This window comes from Rhizobium sp. G21 (assembly GCF_014158035.1).
Taxonomy (GTDB): Bacteria; Pseudomonadota; Alphaproteobacteria; order Rhizobiales; family Rhizobiaceae; genus Rhizobium_E.
Genome location: NZ_JACFXW010000003.1, coordinates 253481 through 273849 on the forward strand (window position 1 = coordinate 253481; position 20369 = coordinate 273849).

19 protein-coding genes and 2 pseudogenes are annotated in these 20369 nt (G+C 63.0%); 8 read left to right on the forward strand and 13 right to left on the reverse strand.

Annotated elements, in window-relative coordinates; translation table 11 throughout:
* Nucleotides 1-268 precede the first annotated feature (268 nt).
* Nucleotides 269-2782 (forward strand): GH36-type glycosyl hydrolase domain-containing protein, encoded by a 2514-nt coding sequence (locus H2O14_RS28265; protein WP_246697841.1) that lies wholly within the window; start codon nt 269-271, stop codon nt 2780-2782.
* Between the two features lie 254 nt (nt 2783-3036).
* On the opposite strand, the gene H2O14_RS25505 is transcribed toward H2O14_RS28265, so the two are convergent.
* The 7 genes from H2O14_RS25505 to H2O14_RS25535 form a co-directional block, all read right to left on the reverse strand.
* Complete coding sequence (locus H2O14_RS25505; RefSeq protein ID WP_182830116.1) at nt 3037-3936, reverse strand: NAD(P)/FAD-dependent oxidoreductase; 900 nt, start codon at nt 3934-3936, stop codon at nt 3037-3039.
* Complete coding sequence (locus H2O14_RS28675; protein ID WP_182830117.1) at nt 3864-4133, reverse strand: FAD-dependent oxidoreductase; 270 nt, start codon at nt 4131-4133, stop codon at nt 3864-3866. Before H2O14_RS28675 ends, H2O14_RS25505 begins: the two co-directional genes overlap by 73 nt.
* The gene (locus H2O14_RS25515) at nt 4123-5544 is read right to left on the reverse strand and encodes an NAD(P)/FAD-dependent oxidoreductase (protein WP_182830118.1); all 1422 of its coding nucleotides are present in this window, start codon (nt 5542-5544) and stop codon (nt 4123-4125) included. The genes H2O14_RS28675 and H2O14_RS25515 overlap by 11 nt, the downstream gene beginning before the upstream one ends.
* On the reverse strand, nt 5541-5858 hold the full coding sequence (locus tag H2O14_RS25520) for a (2Fe-2S)-binding protein (RefSeq protein ID WP_312858734.1): 318 nt from the start codon (nt 5856-5858) through the stop codon (nt 5541-5543). Before H2O14_RS25520 ends, H2O14_RS25515 begins: the two co-directional genes overlap by 4 nt.
* Before the next feature lie 58 nt (nt 5859-5916).
* Nucleotides 5917-6687 (reverse strand): amino acid ABC transporter ATP-binding protein, encoded by a 771-nt coding sequence (locus H2O14_RS25525; protein WP_182830120.1) that lies wholly within the window; start codon nt 6685-6687, stop codon nt 5917-5919.
* Between the two features lie 69 nt (nt 6688-6756).
* Nucleotides 6757-7110: a RidA family protein gene (locus H2O14_RS25530; protein ID WP_210275621.1), complete on the reverse strand. Its 354-nt coding sequence runs from the start codon at nt 7108-7110 to the stop codon at nt 6757-6759.
* The gene (locus H2O14_RS25535; protein ID WP_182830121.1) at nt 7107-8234 is read right to left on the reverse strand and encodes an FAD-binding oxidoreductase; all 1128 of its coding nucleotides are present in this window, start codon (nt 8232-8234) and stop codon (nt 7107-7109) included. The genes H2O14_RS25530 and H2O14_RS25535 overlap by 4 nt, the downstream gene beginning before the upstream one ends.
* A gap of 289 nt (nt 8235-8523) precedes the next feature.
* Here H2O14_RS25535 and H2O14_RS25540 point away from each other — a divergent pair, with 289 nt between their 5' ends.
* The 3 genes from H2O14_RS25540 to H2O14_RS25550 are packed head-to-tail and all read left to right on the forward strand — an operon-like array spanning nt 8524 to nt 10692.
* A complete protein-coding gene (locus H2O14_RS25540) occupies nt 8524-8859 on the forward strand; it encodes a hypothetical protein (protein ID WP_182830122.1) in 336 nt (111 codons plus the stop codon).
* A 47-nt stretch (nt 8860-8906) separates the two neighbouring features.
* The gene (locus tag H2O14_RS25545) at nt 8907-9533 is read left to right on the forward strand and encodes an ornithine cyclodeaminase family protein (RefSeq protein ID WP_312858735.1); all 627 of its coding nucleotides are present in this window, start codon (nt 8907-8909) and stop codon (nt 9531-9533) included.
* A 10-nt stretch (nt 9534-9543) separates the two neighbouring features.
* The gene (locus H2O14_RS25550; RefSeq protein WP_182830123.1) at nt 9544-10692 is read left to right on the forward strand and encodes an aminotransferase class V-fold PLP-dependent enzyme; all 1149 of its coding nucleotides are present in this window, start codon (nt 9544-9546) and stop codon (nt 10690-10692) included.
* Nucleotides 10693-10719: 27 nt separating this feature from the next.
* On the opposite strand, the gene H2O14_RS25555 is transcribed toward H2O14_RS25550, so the two are convergent.
* The 6 genes and pseudogenes from H2O14_RS25555 to H2O14_RS29665 form a co-directional block, all read right to left on the reverse strand.
* Nucleotides 10720-11670 (reverse strand): LysR substrate-binding domain-containing protein, encoded by a 951-nt coding sequence (locus H2O14_RS25555; RefSeq protein WP_246697821.1) that lies wholly within the window; start codon nt 11668-11670, stop codon nt 10720-10722.
* A 37-nt stretch (nt 11671-11707) separates the two neighbouring features.
* The gene (locus H2O14_RS25560; protein WP_182830124.1) at nt 11708-12394 is read right to left on the reverse strand and encodes an ABC transporter permease; all 687 of its coding nucleotides are present in this window, start codon (nt 12392-12394) and stop codon (nt 11708-11710) included.
* Complete coding sequence (locus H2O14_RS25565; RefSeq protein ID WP_182830125.1) at nt 12394-13116, reverse strand: ABC transporter permease; 723 nt, start codon at nt 13114-13116, stop codon at nt 12394-12396. Before H2O14_RS25565 ends, H2O14_RS25560 begins: the two co-directional genes overlap by 1 nt.
* A 74-nt stretch (nt 13117-13190) precedes the next feature.
* Nucleotides 13191-13962 (reverse strand): annotated as a pseudogene (locus H2O14_RS25570) (transporter substrate-binding domain-containing protein).
* Nucleotides 13963-14018: 56 nt separating this feature from the next.
* Nucleotides 14019-14231, reverse strand: a complete 213-nt coding sequence (locus H2O14_RS25575) for a hypothetical protein (RefSeq protein ID WP_182830151.1) — start codon at nt 14229-14231, stop codon at nt 14019-14021.
* A gap of 58 nt (nt 14232-14289) precedes the next feature.
* Nucleotides 14290-15360: pseudogene (locus H2O14_RS29665) on the reverse strand (amidase); the annotation flags it as partial.
* Between the two features lie 605 nt (nt 15361-15965).
* Between H2O14_RS29665 and H2O14_RS25585 the strand changes: the two are divergent.
* From H2O14_RS25585 to H2O14_RS25600, 4 genes are all read left to right on the forward strand, one after another.
* Nucleotides 15966-16949: a substrate-binding domain-containing protein gene (locus H2O14_RS25585; RefSeq protein WP_182830126.1), complete on the forward strand. Its 984-nt coding sequence runs from the start codon at nt 15966-15968 to the stop codon at nt 16947-16949.
* 96 nt (nt 16950-17045) lie between these two features.
* Nucleotides 17046-18068, forward strand: a complete 1023-nt coding sequence (locus tag H2O14_RS25590) for a galactitol-1-phosphate 5-dehydrogenase (RefSeq protein WP_182830127.1) — start codon at nt 17046-17048, stop codon at nt 18066-18068.
* 59 nt (nt 18069-18127) lie between these two features.
* Nucleotides 18128-19645, forward strand: coding sequence for a ribulokinase (locus H2O14_RS25595; protein WP_182830128.1), 1518 nt, complete (start codon nt 18128-18130; stop codon nt 19643-19645).
* Nucleotides 19642-20369, forward strand: a 728-nt coding sequence (locus H2O14_RS25600; RefSeq protein WP_182830129.1) for a sugar-binding transcriptional regulator, incomplete at its 3' end; no start/stop codon positions are given. The genes H2O14_RS25595 and H2O14_RS25600, both read left to right, overlap by 4 nt.

A 20369-nucleotide genomic window follows, 5' to 3' on the forward strand; every position in this document is an offset into this window, starting at 1 on the left:
GTGGCCATTGGCCATTTCAGGGGATTTTCCGATCTTTGCATTGCGCATCGACAATGAGGCGGACCTGCCCATCGTGCAGAAATCCTTCCGCATGCAGGAATATCTGCGGTCGCGCGGCGTGATCGCGGATCTGGTGATCATCAATGAGCGCACCGCCTCCTATGCCCAGGACATGCAGCACGCCATTGACTTCATGTGCGAAAACGCGCGCAGGCGCGGCCTCTCCTCGGGCCCCGCCCAACACATCTTCTCGGTCCGCAAGGATCTGATGGATCATCGCGCCTATGACGCCCTGATCAGCGCCGGCCGCATCGTCTTGCACACTCAAAATGGCGCGATATCCGAGCAGATCGAGCGGCTCGAGCGTCTGTCAGGCAATGAGACGGAAGAGCCGGCGCATGCGCCCTGGTGGAGGCGAAGCCGGACAGCGTTCAACCCGGTCGAGCAGCCGACCGTGGACGGCGATGATCTGTCGTTCTGGAACGGCTATGGCGGCTTTGATCGGACGGGCCGCGATTATGTCATCCGGCTCAATGGCGGCGCATCGACGCCGCAACCCTGGATAAACGTCATCTCCAATGGCGTCTTCGGCTTCCACATTGCGGCGGAAGGCGCCGGCTTCACCTGGAGCGCCAATTCCCGCGACTACCAGCTCACGCCCTGGAGCAACGACGCCGTCGTCAACCGGCCATCTGAAGCTTTCTACATCCGGGATCTGGAGTCCGACAAAGCGTTCTCGCCGTTTGCCGCGATCGGACGCAATCCCCAGGACATCCATGAGGTCCGACACGGGCCCGGCCGGTCGAGTTTCAAAGTCGAGACAGACGGGCTCGCCATCGTCATGACGCAGGTCGTGGCGGAGAGCGATCCGGCCAAGCTGATGCAGCTCAGCATCACCAATCATGGCCGCCATGCCCGATCGCTGCGCGTCTACGCCTATGTCGAATGGGTGCTCGGCAACAATCGCGCCCGCACCGCGCCTTATATCAAGACCTGGCATGATCAGGGCGGCAATGCGCTGATGGCGCAGAACCCGTTTTCCGTGGAAAGCTCGTCGCGCACCTCGTTTCTCGCCGCCAGCCGTCTGCTGCAATCCTTCACTTCGGCTCGCGCGGAGTTCCTGGGCGATGACACCAACGCCTTTGCGCCATCGGCCGTGAGCCGGCGCCTGACGCTCTCCAATACGCTGGAAACGGCCGGGGATCCCTGTGCGGCGCTGGCGGTGGATCTGATTGTTCAGCCCGGCGAGACGATGGACACGCTCTTTGTTCTCGGCGACGTCGAGAGCGAAGCGGTGGCCGCGCCGCTCATTGCCAAGCTGATCAAAGCGGGATTTATTGCGGAACACGAGAAGACCGATCGCCAATGGGAGGGGTTCCTCGGAGCGCTTCAGGTGTCGACGCCGGACGAAGTGTTCGACCGGATGGTCAACACCTGGCTTCCCTATCAGAATCTCGCCTGCCGTATCCGCGCCCGCAGCGCTTTCTATCAGGCGTCCGGCGCCTTCGGTTTCCGCGACCAGTTGCAGGACACCCTGGCGCTGATGCTGCAGGATCCGAGCCTGGCCCGAGCACAGATCCTCAATGCCGCCAGACGCCAGTTTCCCGAGGGCGACGTGCAGCATTGGTGGCTGCCGAGAACCGGGGCTGGCGTGCGAACGCTGATCTCCGACGATGTGGTCTGGCTTGCTTATGCGACAGCGCACTATGTGGCGGTGACGGGAGATGACTGCGTGCTCGACGAAGAGCTCGCCTTTCTCGATGGCCCCGTGCTCGGCGAGCGGCATGAGAGCTTCTTCCAGCCTGATATCTCGGACGAACGCTCCAGCCTCTATGATCACTGCGCGCGCGCGCTCGATCTCGCGATATCGAGAACCGGCCACCATGGCCTGCCGCTGATCCTCGGCGGCGACTGGAATGACGGCATGAACCGCGTCGGCATCGCCGGCAAAGGCGAGAGCGTCTGGCTCGGCTGGTTCCTGATCAAGGCGTTGGACGCGCTGAGCGGCATTGCCGAGGCGCGCGGCGATCAGACGCATGCGTCGGCATGGCGGGCGCATCGGAGCGCGCTGAAAGCGGCCGTCGAGGCCGATGGCTGGGATGGCGACTGGTACAGGCGCGGCTATTTCGACGATGGTTCGCCGCTGGGCTCGGTCGATAGCGACGAATGCCGGATCGATTCCATCGCCCAGTCCTGGGGCGTCTTGTCCGGCAGGGCCGATCCTGTGCGGGCGGCGCAGGCCATGGACAGCGTGTTCGACGAACTGGTCGACCCCGAAGCGGGCCTTATCAGACTGTTCTCGCCGCCCTTTGAACATTCCGACAAGGACCCCGGCTATATAAAATCCTATCCGCCGGGCGTGCGCGAAAATGGCGGCCAGTATACCCATGCTGCGATCTGGGCGGCGTATGCGCTGGCTGAGATGGGAAGATCGGATGACGCCTACAAGGTGTTTTCCATGCTCAATCCGATCAATCATTCGCTTAGTCGCGAGCACGCGGATGTCTACCGTGTCGAACCTTATGTCGTTGCCGCAGATGTCTACGGTGTGGGCGACAAGACGGGACGCGGCGGCTGGACATGGTACACCGGTTCTGCCGGCTGGCTCTACCGCACCGCCGTCGAAGCCATTCTCGGGATCCGCCGTGAAGGCGACCTCCTGCGGATCACGCCTTCGCTTCCAGCCGCCTGGCCCGGCTTTTCGGCTCGGTTGGTGCAGGAGGGCAGGGTTTTGAGATATCGGTTTTCCGGGACGATGTCGGAGCGGTCGCGGTTGAGGTGAACGGGCAGAAGGCGGATAACTGGACATGGACGATTTAGAGGTACGCCTTTGCGAGGTCGCGTGGACACAACGCGTTCCGAAGCATCCCTGAATCTGATTTGCGCATGATTGGAAATCACCCCAGGCTACACGAGTTGAACCGGCGAGAGGAAGCTCAGAGCGCGGAGCGACATGGAATATACGCGCGGCGCAGACTTGCATCTTGCAGTCGGCAATATACCGCTGAAGAGCTGATCGACGGAGACCACCCTCGTTCAGAGGAGGAAACGGCGCCGATCGAAATCGCTCATTGCGGCGGGGATAGCGCCCTCGGCGATCCAGCCGGCAGTATCGCGCATGTGGACTGCCGCAAGCGAGACGCCGCTATGGCAGGTGACGAGAAAAGCGCCCGGCGCAACCTCTTCGTAAATTGGCGCAGCATCGGGCGTGATGATCCGTAGCGCTGCCCAACTGCGCATGACGCGGACCGCCTTCAAGGCTGGGAAGAAATGCAGGGCGTCCTCGGCGATCCGCCGCGTCACGTCGAATGTGGTGGCGACATCCAATCCCACCTCTTCCCAGCTGCCGCCGATCATCAGCGTGCCGTCTTCGGTCTGGCGCACCTGTTCGATGGCGATATCGAACATCGGCGGCATGCGCTCGGTCACCAGGATCTGTCCCCGGACAGGCTTCACCGGTATCTCGGCGCCGAGCATGGCGCCCAAATGGGCATTGCCGAGACCGGCGGCGAGCACGATGCGCCGAGCAACCACCTGGCCCGCGGCAGTTTCGAGGATATATTTTCCGTCCTTGACGGCAATATCCGACACGCCGCCCGTCGACAGGACGCGACCGCGGCGTTGGAGATAAGCTCGATGCAGCGCGTGAAGAAGTCTGAGCGGATTGGCCTGGCCGTCATAAGGCGAATAGCTGCCGCCCACGACCTCGGGGCCGATATGCGGCACGCGCTTGCGGATCTCGGCATTGTCGAGCATGTCGAAGTGGTAATCGCCGGGGAAGCGCGATTTCACAGTCGCCAGATCCCGGGCGCGCTGCGCGAAGGTTTCGGGACTTCTGCTCAGATATAGCCCGCCTTTCTGAGTCAATCCGACATCGATGCCCGTCTCGGACAAGAGGCGGGCGGCCAGATCCGGCCAGTGCCCGACAGCCTGCATGGCCCAGCCTGTATAGGCCGGCAGCGCGAGGCCCTTTCCTGGACCCACACCAGACCGAAATTGCCGCGGCTGGCCCGGATGGCGCCGTCGCCTTCATCGACAACGACGCTGTCGACCTTGCGCTGGGCAAGGCCGTAGGCCACTGATATTCCCACCAGCCCGCCGCCGATGACGGCAACATCGGTTTCAAGCAGCATGTTCGCCTCCCGCAGGCCGCGCGTCATCGCCGCTGCGTGCCATGTCCTGCAGGGTTATGGGCTTCAGCGGGTAGCGCACATTGTATGATCCGATGTCGCCGATCGATCGTCCGGTCTCGGCAGACATCAGCTGCGAGACGATGGGGCCGCAGACGCGGCCCTGGCAGGCGCCCATGCCGCAGCGCGTGAACGCTTTCGCCTGGGAGGGGCCGATCGCTCCGTCTTTGATCGCAGCGCGGAGCATGCCCGCCGTCACCTCTTCGCAGCGGCACAGGATGGTTGCATCGTCGGGCGCCGCGACCGAAAGCCGGGGTGGATAGAGCGCATCCAGAAAGGGACGAAAGGCGCGTTCGCGCGAAAGCGTTCTTGAGGCCCGACGCAGACTGAGGCCCAGCTCCGCTCCTCCATGTCCCAAACGGTCGAGAATACGGCCGACGGCGATCTCCGCCGAGGCTGGCGCGGCAACCGCGCCTGTGATTGCTGCGCCGTCGCCGACGATGAAGACGCGGGCCACGCTGCTTTCACCGAACGCATCGATCTCCGGGCGCAGGCATTTTTGCGCCGCGTCCCAGATATGCCGGCATCCCAAGGCGCGCGACAGCTGGGTATTGGGAATGATGCCCTCATGGACCAGCAAGGCGTCCACGTCGATTTTTCGAGCGCCGCCTTCCGCCTCAAAAGCGATCGAAGAAATCCGGTCTCCTCCCGATGCCGAAAGGCTCGAGACATCGCGGTAGACGGAAACGCCCGCCCGTCTTACGGCGCGGATATAGCCTGCGCCTTTCAAGACCTTGCCGGCGTTCGACGCGAGGCCGCGAGCATGCTCCAGGACTGCGGCAATACGGCTGATTCTCGGCGAAGTGTCGAGAATTGCCGATATCTCGACGCCCAGTTTCAACAACTGGGTTGCAAACAACAACAAGAGCGGGCCATTGCCTGCCAAAGCAATGCGGCCCGATGGCGCGATTGCCGATGTCTTCAACAGAAGCTGCGCTACGCCGACGCCCATCACGCCGGGCAAGGTCCAGCCTTCGAAGGGAACAGGACGCTCCATGGCCCCGGTCGCGAGGATCAGATCCCCAAAGGCCAGACGGCTCGACGCCCCGTCATGAACAAAGCTCGCGACGCCACCCGTTTCGCTCATGTCGATGCGCCAGAGATCGACGCCGAAGAAAGACGTCACACGGGCGCTCCGGAAGCGGGAGATCACGTCGGCTCCTTGCCGGTAATCGGCCCCGAGCGCCTCTGACCTGCTGAATGGGCCGTCTTCCAGACCGCGATAGATCTGGCCGCCGGCGCTCGGCCGCTCGTCGAGCAGCGCCACGGACCGCCCGTGTCGCGCCGCCATTTCTGCCGCGGCCATTCCTGCGGGCCCACCGCCCACCACACAGATATCGACTTTGAGGGTCATGGCCGCGTCTCCTCTTGCCGGAGGGCGCCCGGCGTTTCGATCTGACGCCGGATCCGCATGCCGGGCTCGACGCGCCTGAGACAGCCTTGCTGGTTCGGAACGCCGTCTATTTCGATCAGACAGTCGAAGCAAATACCCATCATGCAGAAGGGCGCTCGCTCCGAGCCCGAGAGAATGCTGCGTCGATAAGGTTGGGAGCCATGCAGCATGACGACTGCGGCCACGGTGTCGCCCTCCCGACAGGCGACCGGATGGCCGTCGATGTCGATGACGACACTGGGCCGGTCATCGGCAATGTTCACCTTGCTGAACACGAATCTCTCCTCTCCATTTTGCACCCCGAATTTCGAAACAGGTGTCGCCGGAATCCAATCAATGTAGGATCTGGCTGAGAAACTGCCGGGTGCGGACATGCTGGGGATTGTCGAAGAATTCTGCCGGGGCGTTCTGTTCGATGATCTCGCCGCAATCCATGAAGATCACCCGATCGGCCACCTGCCGCGCAAAGCCCATTTCGTGGGTGACGCAGAGCATGGTCATGCCTTCCTCGGCCAATCCCACCATGGCGTCGAGCACTTCCTTGACCATTTCCGGATCGAGCGACGATGTCGGTTCGTCAAACAGCATGACTTTCGGCGTCATGCACAGCGCCCGGGCGATGGCGACGCGTTGCTGCTGCCCGCCGGAGAGCTGGCCGGGATATTTGTCGGCCTGTTCGGGAATCTTGACCCGCTTCAGATAATGCATGGCGCGCTCTTCGGCGTCTCGCCTCGACATCTTGCGCACCGCAACCGGCGCCAGCGTGCAGTTTTCCAGAATTGTCAGATGCGGAAACAGATTGAAGTGCTGGAAAACCATGCCGACTTCGCGCCTGATCTCGTCGATCTTCTTGTTGTCGTCGGTCAGCTCTATCGCGTCGACGATGATTTTTCCCGTCTGATGCTTTTCCAGCCAGTTGATGCATCGGATCATGGTGGATTTGCCGGAGCCCGAGGGGCCGGCAATCACGATGCGCTCGCCTTTGCGAACCTTAAGATCGATGTTTCGCAGAACGTGGAAGTCGCCGTACCACTTGTTCATGCCGATGATTTCGATAGAGGGTTCGGATCCGGCGGCCTGCAGGGGCGTTCGTTTTTCGGTCATGGCGGGAAATCCCCTTCGGTGTTGCAGCGATTGCCGCCGGACGCGCTTGGCAGGCGCCGGCGGCGATGGTCAGTCGGGAATTGCCACCGTGAACTGGATCTCGACCAGGATCTCCGGCAGACCGAGCTTTGCTTCCACGGTCGCGCGGGCCGGCGGGGCGCTCTTGTCGATCCAATCGACCCAGGCGAGGTTCATCTGATCGAAATCGCCGATATCCCTCAGCCAGATCATCGCGCTGATGATCGAGGCGCGATTGGAGCCGATGCGCTCCAGGTAGAGATCGGCCTTTGCGAGGATCTGCGCGGTCTGCCCGCGTGTGTCTTCCTGTTTGTCGTCGGCCGTCAGCCCGGAGAAATAGGCGATCCCGTGGTGAACGACGACGCGGCTCAGCCGCTCGGTCTTGTCGATATGCTGGAGCATCATGATCTCTGTCCCATGCCGTTTTTCGCAGACAAGAAGCGATCGGGGCGGAAATCCGCCAGGCTCTCCTGGACATTGCCGCGAACTACCTCGTCGGCCACCGCCTTGCCGAGATAGGGCGCGATGGTCACGCCGCTATGGGTGACGGCGACATAGTAACCGCTGACGCCCGGCGCCCAGCCGCTGCAGGTCAGCCGGTCGCTGGGGATGGGGCGCATGGTCGTGCGAATTGCCTCGAGATCATCCGGCTGGACCGCCGGCAGCACCTTTCTCACCGCATCGATCAGAAGCTCCGCCTCGGGCCCCTTTGGGTCGAGTTCACCCAAGGCAGGCACGACATCATCGACCGAGATCTTGTGGATCATCAACCGGCCTGCGCCGTCGGGCCGGACGTCGAGATCGTCCATATGGAACTGTCTCTGAAGCGTCGAAGCGATCGGCAGAGTGAAGCCGAGCACACCCACGGTCGAGGCCATCGGCACCGTCGGAGCGCCATCCAGCTTGCGATCTGCACAGCTGCCGGTGCAATTGATGACGACATCCGCCTCGTAGACATCGCCTTGCGTCGTGCGGACCGTCTTGGTCTCGCCGCTGAGGTCGAGCTTCTCGACCGGCGAAAAGGCATGCACCCGAGTGTTCCAGCGCTCGCGGGCGGCCCTCAACAGGCTGGCGGAATAGAGAACCGGATGCACCCAGCCTTCTTCCGGATAATAGATGATCGGAGACTGACCGATGGCGGAGAGGTCGATTTCCGGCTCAAGCTCCGCCAGCCGGCTCTTGCTGATCCACTCGACGCCATAGCCCCAATCCCGCATCTGGTCGGCGTTTTCGGCCTGCGCCGCCCAGTCCTCTTGCCTTGAATACCATTCCAGGCTGCCAGCCTGCTTGAACCATGGCGCATGGCCGAATTCGCGGCTGAGATCGAGATGCGCGCGCATGCCCGCGACATTCAGCGCAAAATAGCTTTGCGGCCTCTTCCCTGTGGCGTTGGTCCAGGCGAAACTCGCCGCAGATGCGCCGCCGGCGATTTTACCCGCCTCCAGCACGGTGACCTCCGCGCCCGCTTTCGCGCTTTCATAGGCCACCGAACTCCCGATGATCCCGGCCCCAATAACGACAATACGCATTTCATTCTCCCGTCAAACTGCGACGATTCTGATTGCCTCTAGGCGAAGCGGACGCCCACCCGGCGACGTCAGATGGTTTTGGAGAAGGGGGGCGCACAATCAAACAACCGCATCGGGGCGGCTTATAATGAATAGTTATGAAGCGGCGCGGACCGAGCCGAACCACAGGAAACCTGGGGCGGATATGAGAAAACGACAGTACATGCCGCGCGGAAGTTATAAAGTTTGGCCGCCCGGAGTGTCGGTGCGATGATACGTCTTGGAGCGCCTCACACATCAAGGGTCGCCCATGACGTTCCGCCCCGCTCACTCCGCCAACCGACTGTTGATCATCGACGGACCGACCGTGGAAGCGCTGGTCAGCCAGCGCGAAGCCATCACACTTGCGCAAGCCGCATTGAGCAAGACCTCGAGCGGCGTCACCCGGCAAGATGTCCGGCGCACGCTGGGTCTGTCGGGCGCGGCCGGGGCCTGTCTGTCGCTCATGTATGCGTCACCTGAAGACCTCCCCCTTTTCGGGGCCAAGGTGCTCTCCGTCAGTCCGCAGAATTTCGATCACGGCCTGCCGTCGCATCAAGGCGGCGTGCTGTTGTTTGACCGGGCGCACGGCGCCCGGTCGCCCTGATCAACGGACATGCCATTACCGGGCTTCGGACGCCGGCCGCCAGCGCCGTGGCCACCCGCCTGCTCTCACGCGAGGATTCCACAAACATGGCCGTGATCGGCTATGGCGAGCAGGCGGCCAGACATATCGAAGCCATCTCCCTGGTGCGGCCGATCCAGCATGTGCGCGTCTGGGGCCGCGATCCGCAGAAAACCCGTCGGTTCGCCGAGGCTCAGAGCCGGATCGGCTATCCGACTACGGCCTGTGAAAGCGCGCGCGTGGCCGTCGGTGGGGCCGATGTCGTGTGCACCGTCACATCAGCGCAATTCCCGGTGCTCGAGGGACAGTGGATCTCCGAAGGCGCGCATATCAACGCCGTCGGCGCCAGCATCCCATCACTCAAAGAGCTCGATGCGGACTGCGTCCTGCGGTCGAGCATCTGGGTGGATTACATGCCGATGGCCATGACATCGGCGGCGGACCTGATGGAGCCGCTGGCGGATGGCCGTCTCGATCCGACGCGCATCATCGCAGAGATCGGCGCTGCGCTGAACGGCGAAGCCCGCGGTCGCAACGACGCGTCCGAAATCACCCTGTATCGCTCCCTCGGCGTTCCCGCCCAAGACTTGGAGCTGGCCAATTTCATCTATCAGAAAGCGAGAGATCTCGGCCTCGGCGTCGAAGTCTCATTGTAAGGACCTGACAATGCTCACCAGTCAACGGCATCTGTTTTCCATCCCCGATGATGTCACCTATCTCGACGTCGCCTATATGTCGCCGATTCCCCGCAGCGCCGTCGAAGCCGGCTTGCGCGGCGTTCATGTCAAGGCTGCGCCTTGGGAGATGACCATCGACTCCTATTATGACGAGGTCGAGCAGGCCCGCGCTTTGGCGGCGTCGTTCATCGGCGCTTCTCCCGATGACGTGGCGCTCGTTCCCGCCACGTCCTACGGAATTGCGCTGGCTGCGGCCAATGTTCCCGTGGCCGCAGGCTCGGTGATCCTGATGATGGAGAACGAACACACCTCGCATCGTTACGCCTGGTATGAGCTCGCCAAGCAAAAGGGAGCCGAGGTCGTGATGGTCAAAAGAGCGCCGGATGAGGCCTGGTCGGATTGCCTGATCGCGGCGATCCGCACTTCGCGGGCGCCGGTTTCTGTCGTTGCGGGCACGATCCTGCACTGGTTTGAGGGAACGCATGTCGATATCGAAGCCGTCGCCGATGCGTGCCGCGGCGTCGGCGCCAGTCTGGTCATGGACGGCACCCAATGGGTCGGCGCAGTCCCTTTCGATGTCGCGCGGGTTCGCCCTGATTTCCTGAGTTTTGCGACCTACAAATTCCTGCTCGGACCCTATCGGCTGGCCTTTCTCTATGCCGACAAGAAGTGGCAGACGGCCGGCCGTCCCCTCGAATTTCACTCCTGGAATCGCGCCGGCGGCGAGCGGCCCGACTTCTTCCTCGAGACCATGCTCGATTACCTGCCCGGCGCGCGTCGCTTCGACATGGGCGAACGCTCCGATTTCGCCGTCCTGCCGATCGCCATCGAATCGATGCGACTGTTGCGGCAATGGGGCGGCCAGAGGGTCTATGAACGCCTGTTGGACCTCAATCGCATGATCTGGCGGCAGGCCGAACAGCGCGGCTATTCGGGACCTGCTGAAAGTTTGCGGGCTGGCCATGTTTCGGTCGTGGAGCTTGGATCGCGCAATCGCGACGACCTCGCCAAGCGACTAAAAGAAAAGCGCGTTTTCGTCACGATCCGGGGCAGCAAGATGCGCGTTACTCCGCATGTCTACAATGACGAGAGCGACATTGTCAGGCTGTTCGACATTCTCGACGAGCTCACGCGCTAGGTCGACCGCGCTCAAAGGCGCCCGCCGTCAGGAATCGGCGAGCGCCCTGACGCCGCGATCCACCGCGTTCATGTAATCGCGGGTGTTCTGAATCAGGTGTTCGACAAAGGTGTCGGCGACGGATGACGCGATGGTCCCCCAGGGACGGTAGACGCTCAGATTGATGTCCAGATGCGGCTGGAAGTCCCGGATCTCGATGGGAAGATCCCGGGCCATCCAGGCCGACAGCCGGTCTATGACGGCGACGCCGACGCCGCTGGCGACGAGATTGGCGCAGGTGTCGGACAGCGCAGCTTCGATCTTCATCGACCGGTGCACGCCGCGCTCCTCGCACAAGGCGTCCAGCTGCCGCCGCATCGGATCGCCCACGCCGAGCGAAACGAAATCCAAGCCCTCCAGATCGTCGGCCTGCACGACGGACAGTCGGCTCAAGGGATGCCCCTTGGGCATGATGCAGACCGGCGGCGTCGCCACCAGCGCCCGCCGGACCACGGATGGCGATTCATCGTTGACTTCGGCCGCCACGCCGATGTCGAGCTGGCTTCGGCTGGCGCGCTGAATGATCGTGGAGGAACTGCGGATATCGATCGTGACCGCCACGTCCGGATAGTCCTTGGTGAAGCTGGCGATGATCGACGGCAACAAGGTCAGGCCGAAGGCGGGAAGCGCCGAAATGTTGAGCCGCCCGCTGCGCAACTCCTTGATCTCGCGCGCCACCCGCGAAATGCCGCGAACCGTGTCATAGACACGCCGAACCTCGGCATGCAGCATATGCGCCTCAGGAGTCGGGATAAGCCGCTGACGGTGGTTACGAAATAGCGGGAAACCCGCCTTCGTCGTCAACTGAAGCAGGATCTTGCTGACGGCGGGTTGGGTGATGTTGAGCGCATCGGCGGCCTTGGTCGTCGTCCCATGCGTCATCACCGCCGCAAAAACCTCGATCTCGCGGGGCGAGAATTCGCCGTCATTGTTCAGCAACTCGATCTCCCTAACGCCATGGCGCTCAGCGACTGCCTCACGAATAGGATGGCAGCCGTCGCTCCACGAACTTGAACCCGCTTGTGATGACGATTGCCAGCATAAAATAGACGAAGGCGACCGCGACCAGAGGCTCATACACCCTGAACGTCTGCGCCCGCACGAGGTTTGCCGCGCCCATCAACTCGAACAAGGTGATCGTCGCCGTCAACGCCGTGCCCTTCAAAAGCAGAATGTTTTGGCCGCCGAGGGCAGGCAAAGCCAACCGCAGCGCTTGCGGCAGCAGGATCCAGCGCAGGATCTGGCCTTTGGTAAGGCCGAGCGACCTTCCGGCTTCGTCTTGCCCCCTCGGAACGCCCTGCAGGGCGCCCCGCCAGATTTCGCTGCAATAGGCCGCCGTGTTGAGCGACAATGTCAGGAAGGCGTAGCTATAGGCGCTGCGCAACACGGGCCAGAGCGGGCTGTAGCGAATGGCGGGAATGCCCGAGAGAATCTGACCGACGCCGAAATAGACAAGATAGAGCTGGACCAGCAAAGGCGTCCCCCTGAAGGCGAGGACGAAGCAGATCACGGGGTAGCGCAGCCAGCGCGACGACGACAGCCGGGCGAGAGCGAGCGGAACCGCGAGCGCATTGCCGACCAGGGCGCAGCCGACAAACAAGACTATCGTCGCCTGAAGCCCCGCGAACAACTGGGTGGCGAGATAGGAGCCAAAATCCGTCATCACCTCGGTCTCCACGCGCGATAGGATCTCGCTTCGAAAAAATGCAGCAGGACTGTCGAGGCCGCCGACATGATCAGAAAGATCAGCGCCACCATGGAGTAGAACAGGAAATAATGGCGCGTGGCCCCCGCGGCCATCTTTCCGGCGAGCACAAGCTCGGTGAAACCGATGAGACTGACCAGCGAACTTTCCTTGAGCACCACCAGCCAGAGATTTCCCAATCCGGGCAGAGCCAGAGGAACCATCTGGGGCATGACGACCTTGAGGAAAACCTGGCGCCGGCGCAGTCCCAGCGCAAAGGCCGCCTCCGATTGCCCGGGAGCGACGGCGACGATGGCTCCCCGTAGGACCTCGGTGCTGTAGCCGCCCTGGACGATCCCCAGGGATATCGCGGCGGCGACGAAGCCGTTCATCTGAAAATCCGTCATCAGACCGGAGGCCCCCAGGAAGGTTCTGATGGCGTCGGTGGCGGTGTAATAGACCAAGAAGATGATGACGATATCGGGGATCGAGCGAATGAGCGTGGTGTAAGCGGCGGCGAAGGCCTTGGCGACGGCGCTGTTCGAAAGCTTCGCCAGGGCTCCGGCGAGACCGATCAGCAAGCCGAGGATATAGGCGCTGATCGAAATGCCGAGGCTGAGGCAAGCGCCCCGAACCAATTCGTCGCTCCAGCCCCGATCGCCGAAGCTGAGAAGGGTTAGCCAAGAGGCGATCAGATCCATGCGGCCTATTCCGGTTTTTGAGAGATGCGCCAGCCGACCCGATGTCGGCCGGCGCGTAGATTTGGAAATCAGGATCAATCGCCGTAGATGTCGATGGTGAAGTACTTCTTGGTGATCTTGTCGTATTCGCCGCTCGCGCGAACCGCCTTGATGGCGGCGTTGAGCCGGTCGCGAAGAGCGGTGTCTTCCTTGCGGACGCCGCCGCCATCGCCATAGCCGAACATCTTTTCGTGCGGCAGGGTGACCTTTATTTCATAGGCCTGCCCCTCGGGCTTCTTCAGGAAGTCCTGTATCTGAATGCCAGCGGCGGCCATCAGATCCACGCGCCCGGCCTGCAGATCGGCGATCTCGTCGTCGAGCGTGGGATAGATCTTGAGGTCGGCGACGCCGTCCAACTTCTGCTGAAGATAGGTCGCCTGGAGACTCGCGCTCTGTGCGGCGACGTTTAGGCCCTTGAATGTCTCGGGCTTGGTCACGTCGAAGACACGCGTATCGGCTTTGGCGCCCACGAGCACATTCGGCGAATAGTAATATTTGTCGGTGAAGTCGATGACCTCCTTGCGCTTGTCGGTGATCGACATCGAGCTCCAGATGACGTCGAACTTCTTCGAGCAATGCCGGGATGATGCCGTCCCATGCGACATCGACGATTTCGCATTTTGCTTTCATCTCGGCGCAGACCGCGTCCATGAGATCGATTTCCCAGCCCTGCCATTTGCCGCTCGCGTCTTTCACGGAAAAGGGCGCATAGGGTTCGGCGGCGACACCGAAGCGCAAGACTTCGTCAGCGGCCGCGGATGGGCTGGCCGCCGTGAGCGGCGCGAGCAGGATGGATAAGGCGACAATGACGTTTTTCATATTCGTTCCCCTTTTAGGTGTTGTGGACGTCGTGGATTCACCCCTCAACGCGCCTCCTCCGCGCGGAACACTGCCTCGGCCAGCGAGAACAGCAACGCGTCGGTATCGGGCGGCGTCGAGATTTGAATGGATGCGGGCAGGTCGCCCGATGTCGGCAAAGGCATAGCGAGCGCCGGAAGACCGAAGAAATTCGCCCAGCGACGGAAGCTGCCGCCTGCCGGGCCATACGGCGTCCATGTGTCGCCGACGACGGTCATCTCGTCGGACAGGGCGCGGCGCCAGGCCGGGCGCGACGGGCGCGAGCACGAGGTCGACCGACGACATCAGCTCCAGAAACTCCACGCGCGCCTGGCGGCGCAACATCAACGCGCGCTCATAGGCGGCGGAGGAGATGGCGCGACCGCCTGCCGCGAAGTCGCGCACGGCAGATCCGACAGCGTCCGGGGCGGCCTCGATGCGATCGGCATAGGAGGCTGCGAACTCGTATTGCAGGATAGTCAGGCCCGCGTCTTTGACCGCCCCGGCAAGAGGAAATGCAAGCGGAGTCAATCGCGCGCCCGCCGCCGTCAATGCGCGGAGGAGTCTTTCATGGGCCCCGGCCACGACCGGATCAACGCGGGAGGCATGAAGATCGGGACAGAGGCCGATGCGCAGCCCGGCAAGCGGGATCGTCTCTGCGCCTGGTGTTGCGCCCCCGAGGGCGGCGAAGTGAACGAGCCGCGCATCTTCTATGCTGCTCGCGATGGGCCCGATGACGTCGAGGCTCGGAGCGGTCGGTCGAACCCCGCGCGCGTCGACACGCCCGTTTGTCGGCTTGAACCCAACGAGGCCGGTCGCCGCTGCCGTCGAGCGGTTTGACCCGCCGGTATCCGTGCCCAGCGCTGCAAGGCAAAAGCCGGCGGCGACGGCGGCGGCCGAGCCGCTGCTGGTGCCCCCGGTTCCATGCGTTGGGTCCAAAGGATTGACGACCTTGCCGAACCATGGATTGTCGTGACCGCCAGCCGTCAGCTCATGCAGATTTGTCTTGCCGACAATCACGGCTCCTGCGGCGCGAAGGTTGTGGATGCAGATGGCGTCGTCGGCAGCGACATGATCGCCGAACAGGCGCGAACCCGACGTCGTCGGCCAGCCCTTCACGTCGATGACATCCTTGACCGCAATGGGAATTCCATGCAGAGGCCCGCGCGACCGGCCGGATCGAAGCTCCGCTTCGAGAGCATATGCTTGTTCGAGAGCCTCCTCGCCGCCGACGAAGATCATCGCGTTGATCCGATCGTTGCTGGAGGCGATCCGCTCCAGGCAATCTTCAATGACGCGGACCGGAGACAGGCCAGCGTCGTAGCGCTGCTGTATCTCGGCAATCGACGGAGGAGTGTAGTCTGCCATTGCTTTCGGTCCATTTGCCGGTCCAAGCGACCTTCCTATGCAAGCTAACAGGAAGCTCGTAAGCGCCCTAATTCCGTGAAGCGCGCGGTTAATTACCAATTGTTATTAACCCGTCGACGCCAAGCGACACGGAGGCCGTTGGTCATCCGTCACCACGCGGTCTCGGTCCATGCCGGTCGGCGTCCTCGTTCCCAAGCTCCCTTCATTGTGAAAAGGGGCTGCCACAGGCATTCGCGACGGCGCGATTATCCGTTGGAAATCGGATGAGAAAACCGGGTCTCGGGAGGCATGGCTTTTCGCTGCGATCCACACGCTGCATTGGTGGGAAATTCCTGCATCTGAAGGAAGCTTCCGTTGGCTCGTCGGTCATTCGAACTTTGGTCTCCCCGGAGGCTGATCTTTCAATGGTCGATGGATCAGGTGAACAGTGTGAAAAAGCAAGTGAAAATATATGGATATCAGATTTCTTACTTTTGCCCGAGCGCTGCGGTTGACAGATCGGGCCGCCTCATGATGACTTTGAAACAGCAGAAGTGAATTAATATCACATCTGCTGAATTGCTGAGGAGGGCAATTCGTCTCTGTTTCAACCGGGAGGTTTTCCAATGAATACGCGTCGCCACTTCATCGCCGGTCTGATGGCCGCAGGATCGCTCGTCGCCGCTTTGGCCGTTTCCGCGCCAGCCTATGCCGAAGGCTTGAAAATCGGCTTCAGCCAGGTGACGCTGCAGTCGCCGTTCTATGTCCAGCTCAAGAACGGCGCCGAAGCCGCCGCCAAGGCGTCCGGCGACACGCTCGTCTTTCTCGACGCCAATGGCGACGTAAGCAAACAGAACAACGACATCCAGGACCTGATCACCCAGGGCGTCGACGCGATCATCATCAATCCGGTCAATCCCGAGGCCGTCACGCCTTCGCTCGAAGCCGCCGCTGCGGCGGGCATTCCGGTCATCACCGTCGACCGTCCGGTCAAGGGCGGCCAGGTCGTGGCCCATGTCGGCCGCGACAACAAGGCGATGGGCAAACTGGTCGGCGAAGCGGTCGTCGCCCGTCTCAAGGCCGATGGCGTGACCAACGCCAAGATCATCGAAATCCAGGGCGACGCCGGCGGCGCCGTGATGATGGATCGTCGCGACGGTTTCCATGCCGCGATCGAAGGCTCCGGCCACACCATCACCGAAGGCCCCTATGCCGAATATATCCGCGCCAACGCCGTGACCGCCATGCAGGACCTGCTGCAGGCCAATCCGGACGTGAAGGTGGTCTACGCGCACAATGACGACATGGCGCTGGGCGCCCTGCAGGTTCTCACCGAGAACAACCGCACCGACGTGCTGATCGCCGGCGTCGACGGCCTGTCGGAGGCGCTGCAGACCATGTCGGCGGGCAAGCAATATGTCGCGACCGCCCTCAATGATCCGCAATATCTCGGCGACGTCACCATCCAGGTGGCGCGTGAAGCGGCGGCCAAGAAATCTGTGCCGGCCTTCGTCGATGCCGGAACGTCGCTCGTGACGCCCGAAAACGTCTCGAAATTCCCGCATACGGCGCTCTTCGCCGAATATCGCCCGGAAATTCTCAAGAAGTAACCTCCAAGCCAGAACGGGAGGGGCGGATCGCTCCTCCCAACTCCCCTGCCGGTTGCCGCGCCGGCGGACCGTTTTTCATCGCCAAGGAATTGCCTCATGCGCGCTGCCGTTCTCTATTCTCCCGGAGACATCCGCCTCGAAGATCGTCCCAAACCCACGCCGGCCGCCGGAGAGGTTCTGCTGCGCGTCGCCGCTGTCGGCGTCTGCGGATCGGATCTGCCGCGCATGCTGATCAAGGGCGCCCATCGCATGCCGATCATTTGCGGCCACGAATTCTCCGGCCGGATCGAGGAACTCGGCGCCGGCGTTTCGGGCTTCGCTCTCGGCGATCTCGTCACCGTCCCGCCGATGCTGCCCTGCGGCGTCTGCGACCAGTGCAGCACCGGCAATTTCTCCCGCTGCCGCAACTATGATTATTTCGGCTCCCGCCGTGACGGCGCCTATGCGGAATGGGTCTGCGCCCCGGTCGAGAACCTGCTCAAGGCTCCTGAAGGCTGCGATCCCCGCGCCGCCGCCATGGTCGACCCCGCCTCGATCGCGCTTCACGCCATCTGGAAGGCCGGCGGCGTGCGCATGGGCGATCGCGGCGCCGTGATCGGCTGCGGGCCGATCGGCCTCTTCGCCATCCAGTGGATGCTGTTGATGGGCGCCCGCGAGGTCGTGGCCGTCGATGTGTCCGAAGAGAAGCTGGAACTCGCGCGCCAGGCCGGCGCGACCCATGCCTTCCTGTCCGACGCCGAGCTGCCGAAGGGGCTGCTCGCCGACGTCATCGTCGAAGCGGCGGGGCATCCCAGCTCGGTCAATGCGGCCGTGCGGCTGGCGGCGCCGGGCGGCCATGTCGTGTTCATCGGCATTCCCGTCGGCGATGTGCCGCTGACCAACGCCGCCTTCCAGCATTTCCTGCGGCAGGAAGTCTCTCTCCACGGATCCTGGAATTCCTTCGGCGCGCCTTATCCCGGTCCGCAGTGGACGGTGACGCTCGACAAGCTTGCGTCCGGCGCCCTGAAGTGGGAATTCATGATCACCCATGAGTTGGGTCTCGAAGAGCTTCCGGCGATGTTCGAGACGCTCAAGACCGATCGCGGCCTGTTCTTTTCCAAGATCATGTTCCGGCCCTGACGGAACGCCCCGGAGACAGGAGGCCGGGGCGCGGGAACGGGCAGGCAGGAGGAGGATATATGGCTCATATTCTGAGTTTCGATTTCGGCACCGGCGGCGTGCGTGCGGGTCTCTACGACACCGACCGGCAAAAGATGCTGGCCCAGGCGGACGCCGCCTACGCCACGCATTATCCCCGCGCCGGTTGGGCGGAGCAGCAGCCGCGCGAATGGCTCGCGGCGCTGCGGGCCGCGGGCCGCGCAGTGCTGGCCGAAACCGGCCGCCGCAGCGTCGACGCCGTCTGTGTGGCCACTACCGCCTCCACCGTGGCCGTCTGCGATAAAGACGGCGCGCCCCTGCGCGACGCGCTGTTGTGGATGGATTGCCGCGCCGACGCCGAAGCCCGCCAGACTGCGGAGTTTTCCCATTCCGTCATGCGGTTTTGCGGCGGCTCGGACGCCGTCGAATGGCTGGTGCCGAAATCCATGTGGCTCAAGCGCAATCAGCCTGACATCTGGGCTTCGGCGGACATCGTCTGCGAGGCGCTGGACTATATCAATTTCCATTTGACCGGAGAATGGACGGGGTCGCTGATGAACGCGGCCTGCAAATGGAATTACGATAGCGACGCCCGCCGCTTCGTTCCTGAGATCTATGAGGCGTTCGGCATCCCCGAGCTCGCGGACAAGCTGCCGCAACGCATCGTTCCCGTCGGCGGCGTGATCGGCCCCATGCGGGCCGAGATGGCGAGCGAGCTCGGGCTCGACAACAGACCGATCATCGCCCAGGGCGGCATCGACGCCCATATCGGCATTCTCGGCGCCGACACGGTGGAGCCGGGCGGCATGCTGTTCATCGGCGGGACCTCGATCGTGCAACTGGTTCAACTTGCCGAGGAGGCCGATGTCACGGCTTTCTGGGGGCCCTATCCCAATGCCTTGACGCCGGGCCGATGGCTGGTCGAATGCGGTCAGGTGGCCGCGGGCTCCATGCTCAACTGGCTGGCCTTCGACATGTTCGGCCTCGATCCCGCCGGCCACAAGGCGTTGATCGCCGAGGTCGCCGCCCATCCCGGCCGGTCCGATGGTCTGCTCGCGCTCGATTACATGATGGGCAACCGCACCCCTTTCCGCGACGCGTCCCTGCGCGGGGCGATGATGGGACTGACCCTCGGCCATGGACGCGCCGACATCTATTCGTCGGCCGTCGACAGCCTGGCGTTGGGCTCCGCGAATGTGTTGTCGGTGCTGAAGGCGCGCGGGGTAGGGGTGGACCGGATCATGATGGCCGGCGGCATCGTCAAGAACGCCGCCTGGCTGCAAGCCACCGTCGATGCTCTGGGCATGCCGGTGCAGGTGGCGCGGGAGGACAATCTCAGCCTCATCGGAGCCACCGCCGCCGCCGCATCGGCGATCGGTGTCTATTCGGATCTCCCGACCGCCGCGAAAAGCTGCGTCGCGCCCTCGACTGAGCTTCTCCCCGACCCTCGTCGCGCAGACTGGTATGCCGGCATGCTGCCGCTGTATCTCGAAGCGACCGAGGCGACCCGGCCGGTGCTGCACAAGCTGGCGGGACGCCAGATGAGGAGCGGGCAATGAGCGCGCGTAATCCTTACACGGCCCGTCTGCCGATCAACGAACAGCGCGATCACCTGATGGTGCAGGTGGCGAAGCTCTATTACGATCTCGACCGGACACAATCCGATATCGCTGCCGAGCTCGGCCTGACGCGCTGGCAGGTGGGGCGTCTGCTCACTGAAGCCAAGGAGTCGGGCGTCGTCCGGATCGAAATCACCCCGCGCGCGGGGCGGCGAACCTCGCTGGAAATCGAATTGCAACGGCAGTTCGGCGTGCGCGAGGCGATCGTTGTGCCCACCGGCGAGATTGAGGATCCCAGCCTCATCATGGATAGCGTCGCGCAGGCGGCGGCCACCCATCTCGTCAGCCTCAATCCGCGTCCCTCCGTGCTCGGCGTCAGTTGGGGCCGCACCATGGCGGCGGTGGCGAGATCCCTGCCGAAGGATTGGTGCCGCGGGTTGCAGGTGGTGCTGGTCAATGGATCGGCGGCGCTCAGGGCCACGACCACACGCAATTCCGCCGTCGCGGAGGAATTCGCGCAATCGGCCGGCGGCCAGGCGACGCTTCTGCCCGTGCCGGCGATTCTCGGTTCGAAATCGACGCGGATCGCGCTCGAACAGGACCCGATCATCGAGCGCGTCCTCACTATGGCGGAGGAAGCGCCGGTGATCTGTTTCGGCCTCGGCGGCATGACGCATCAGTCCGTGCTGCTCGGCTCCGGCTATCTTGACGAGAGCGACATCGC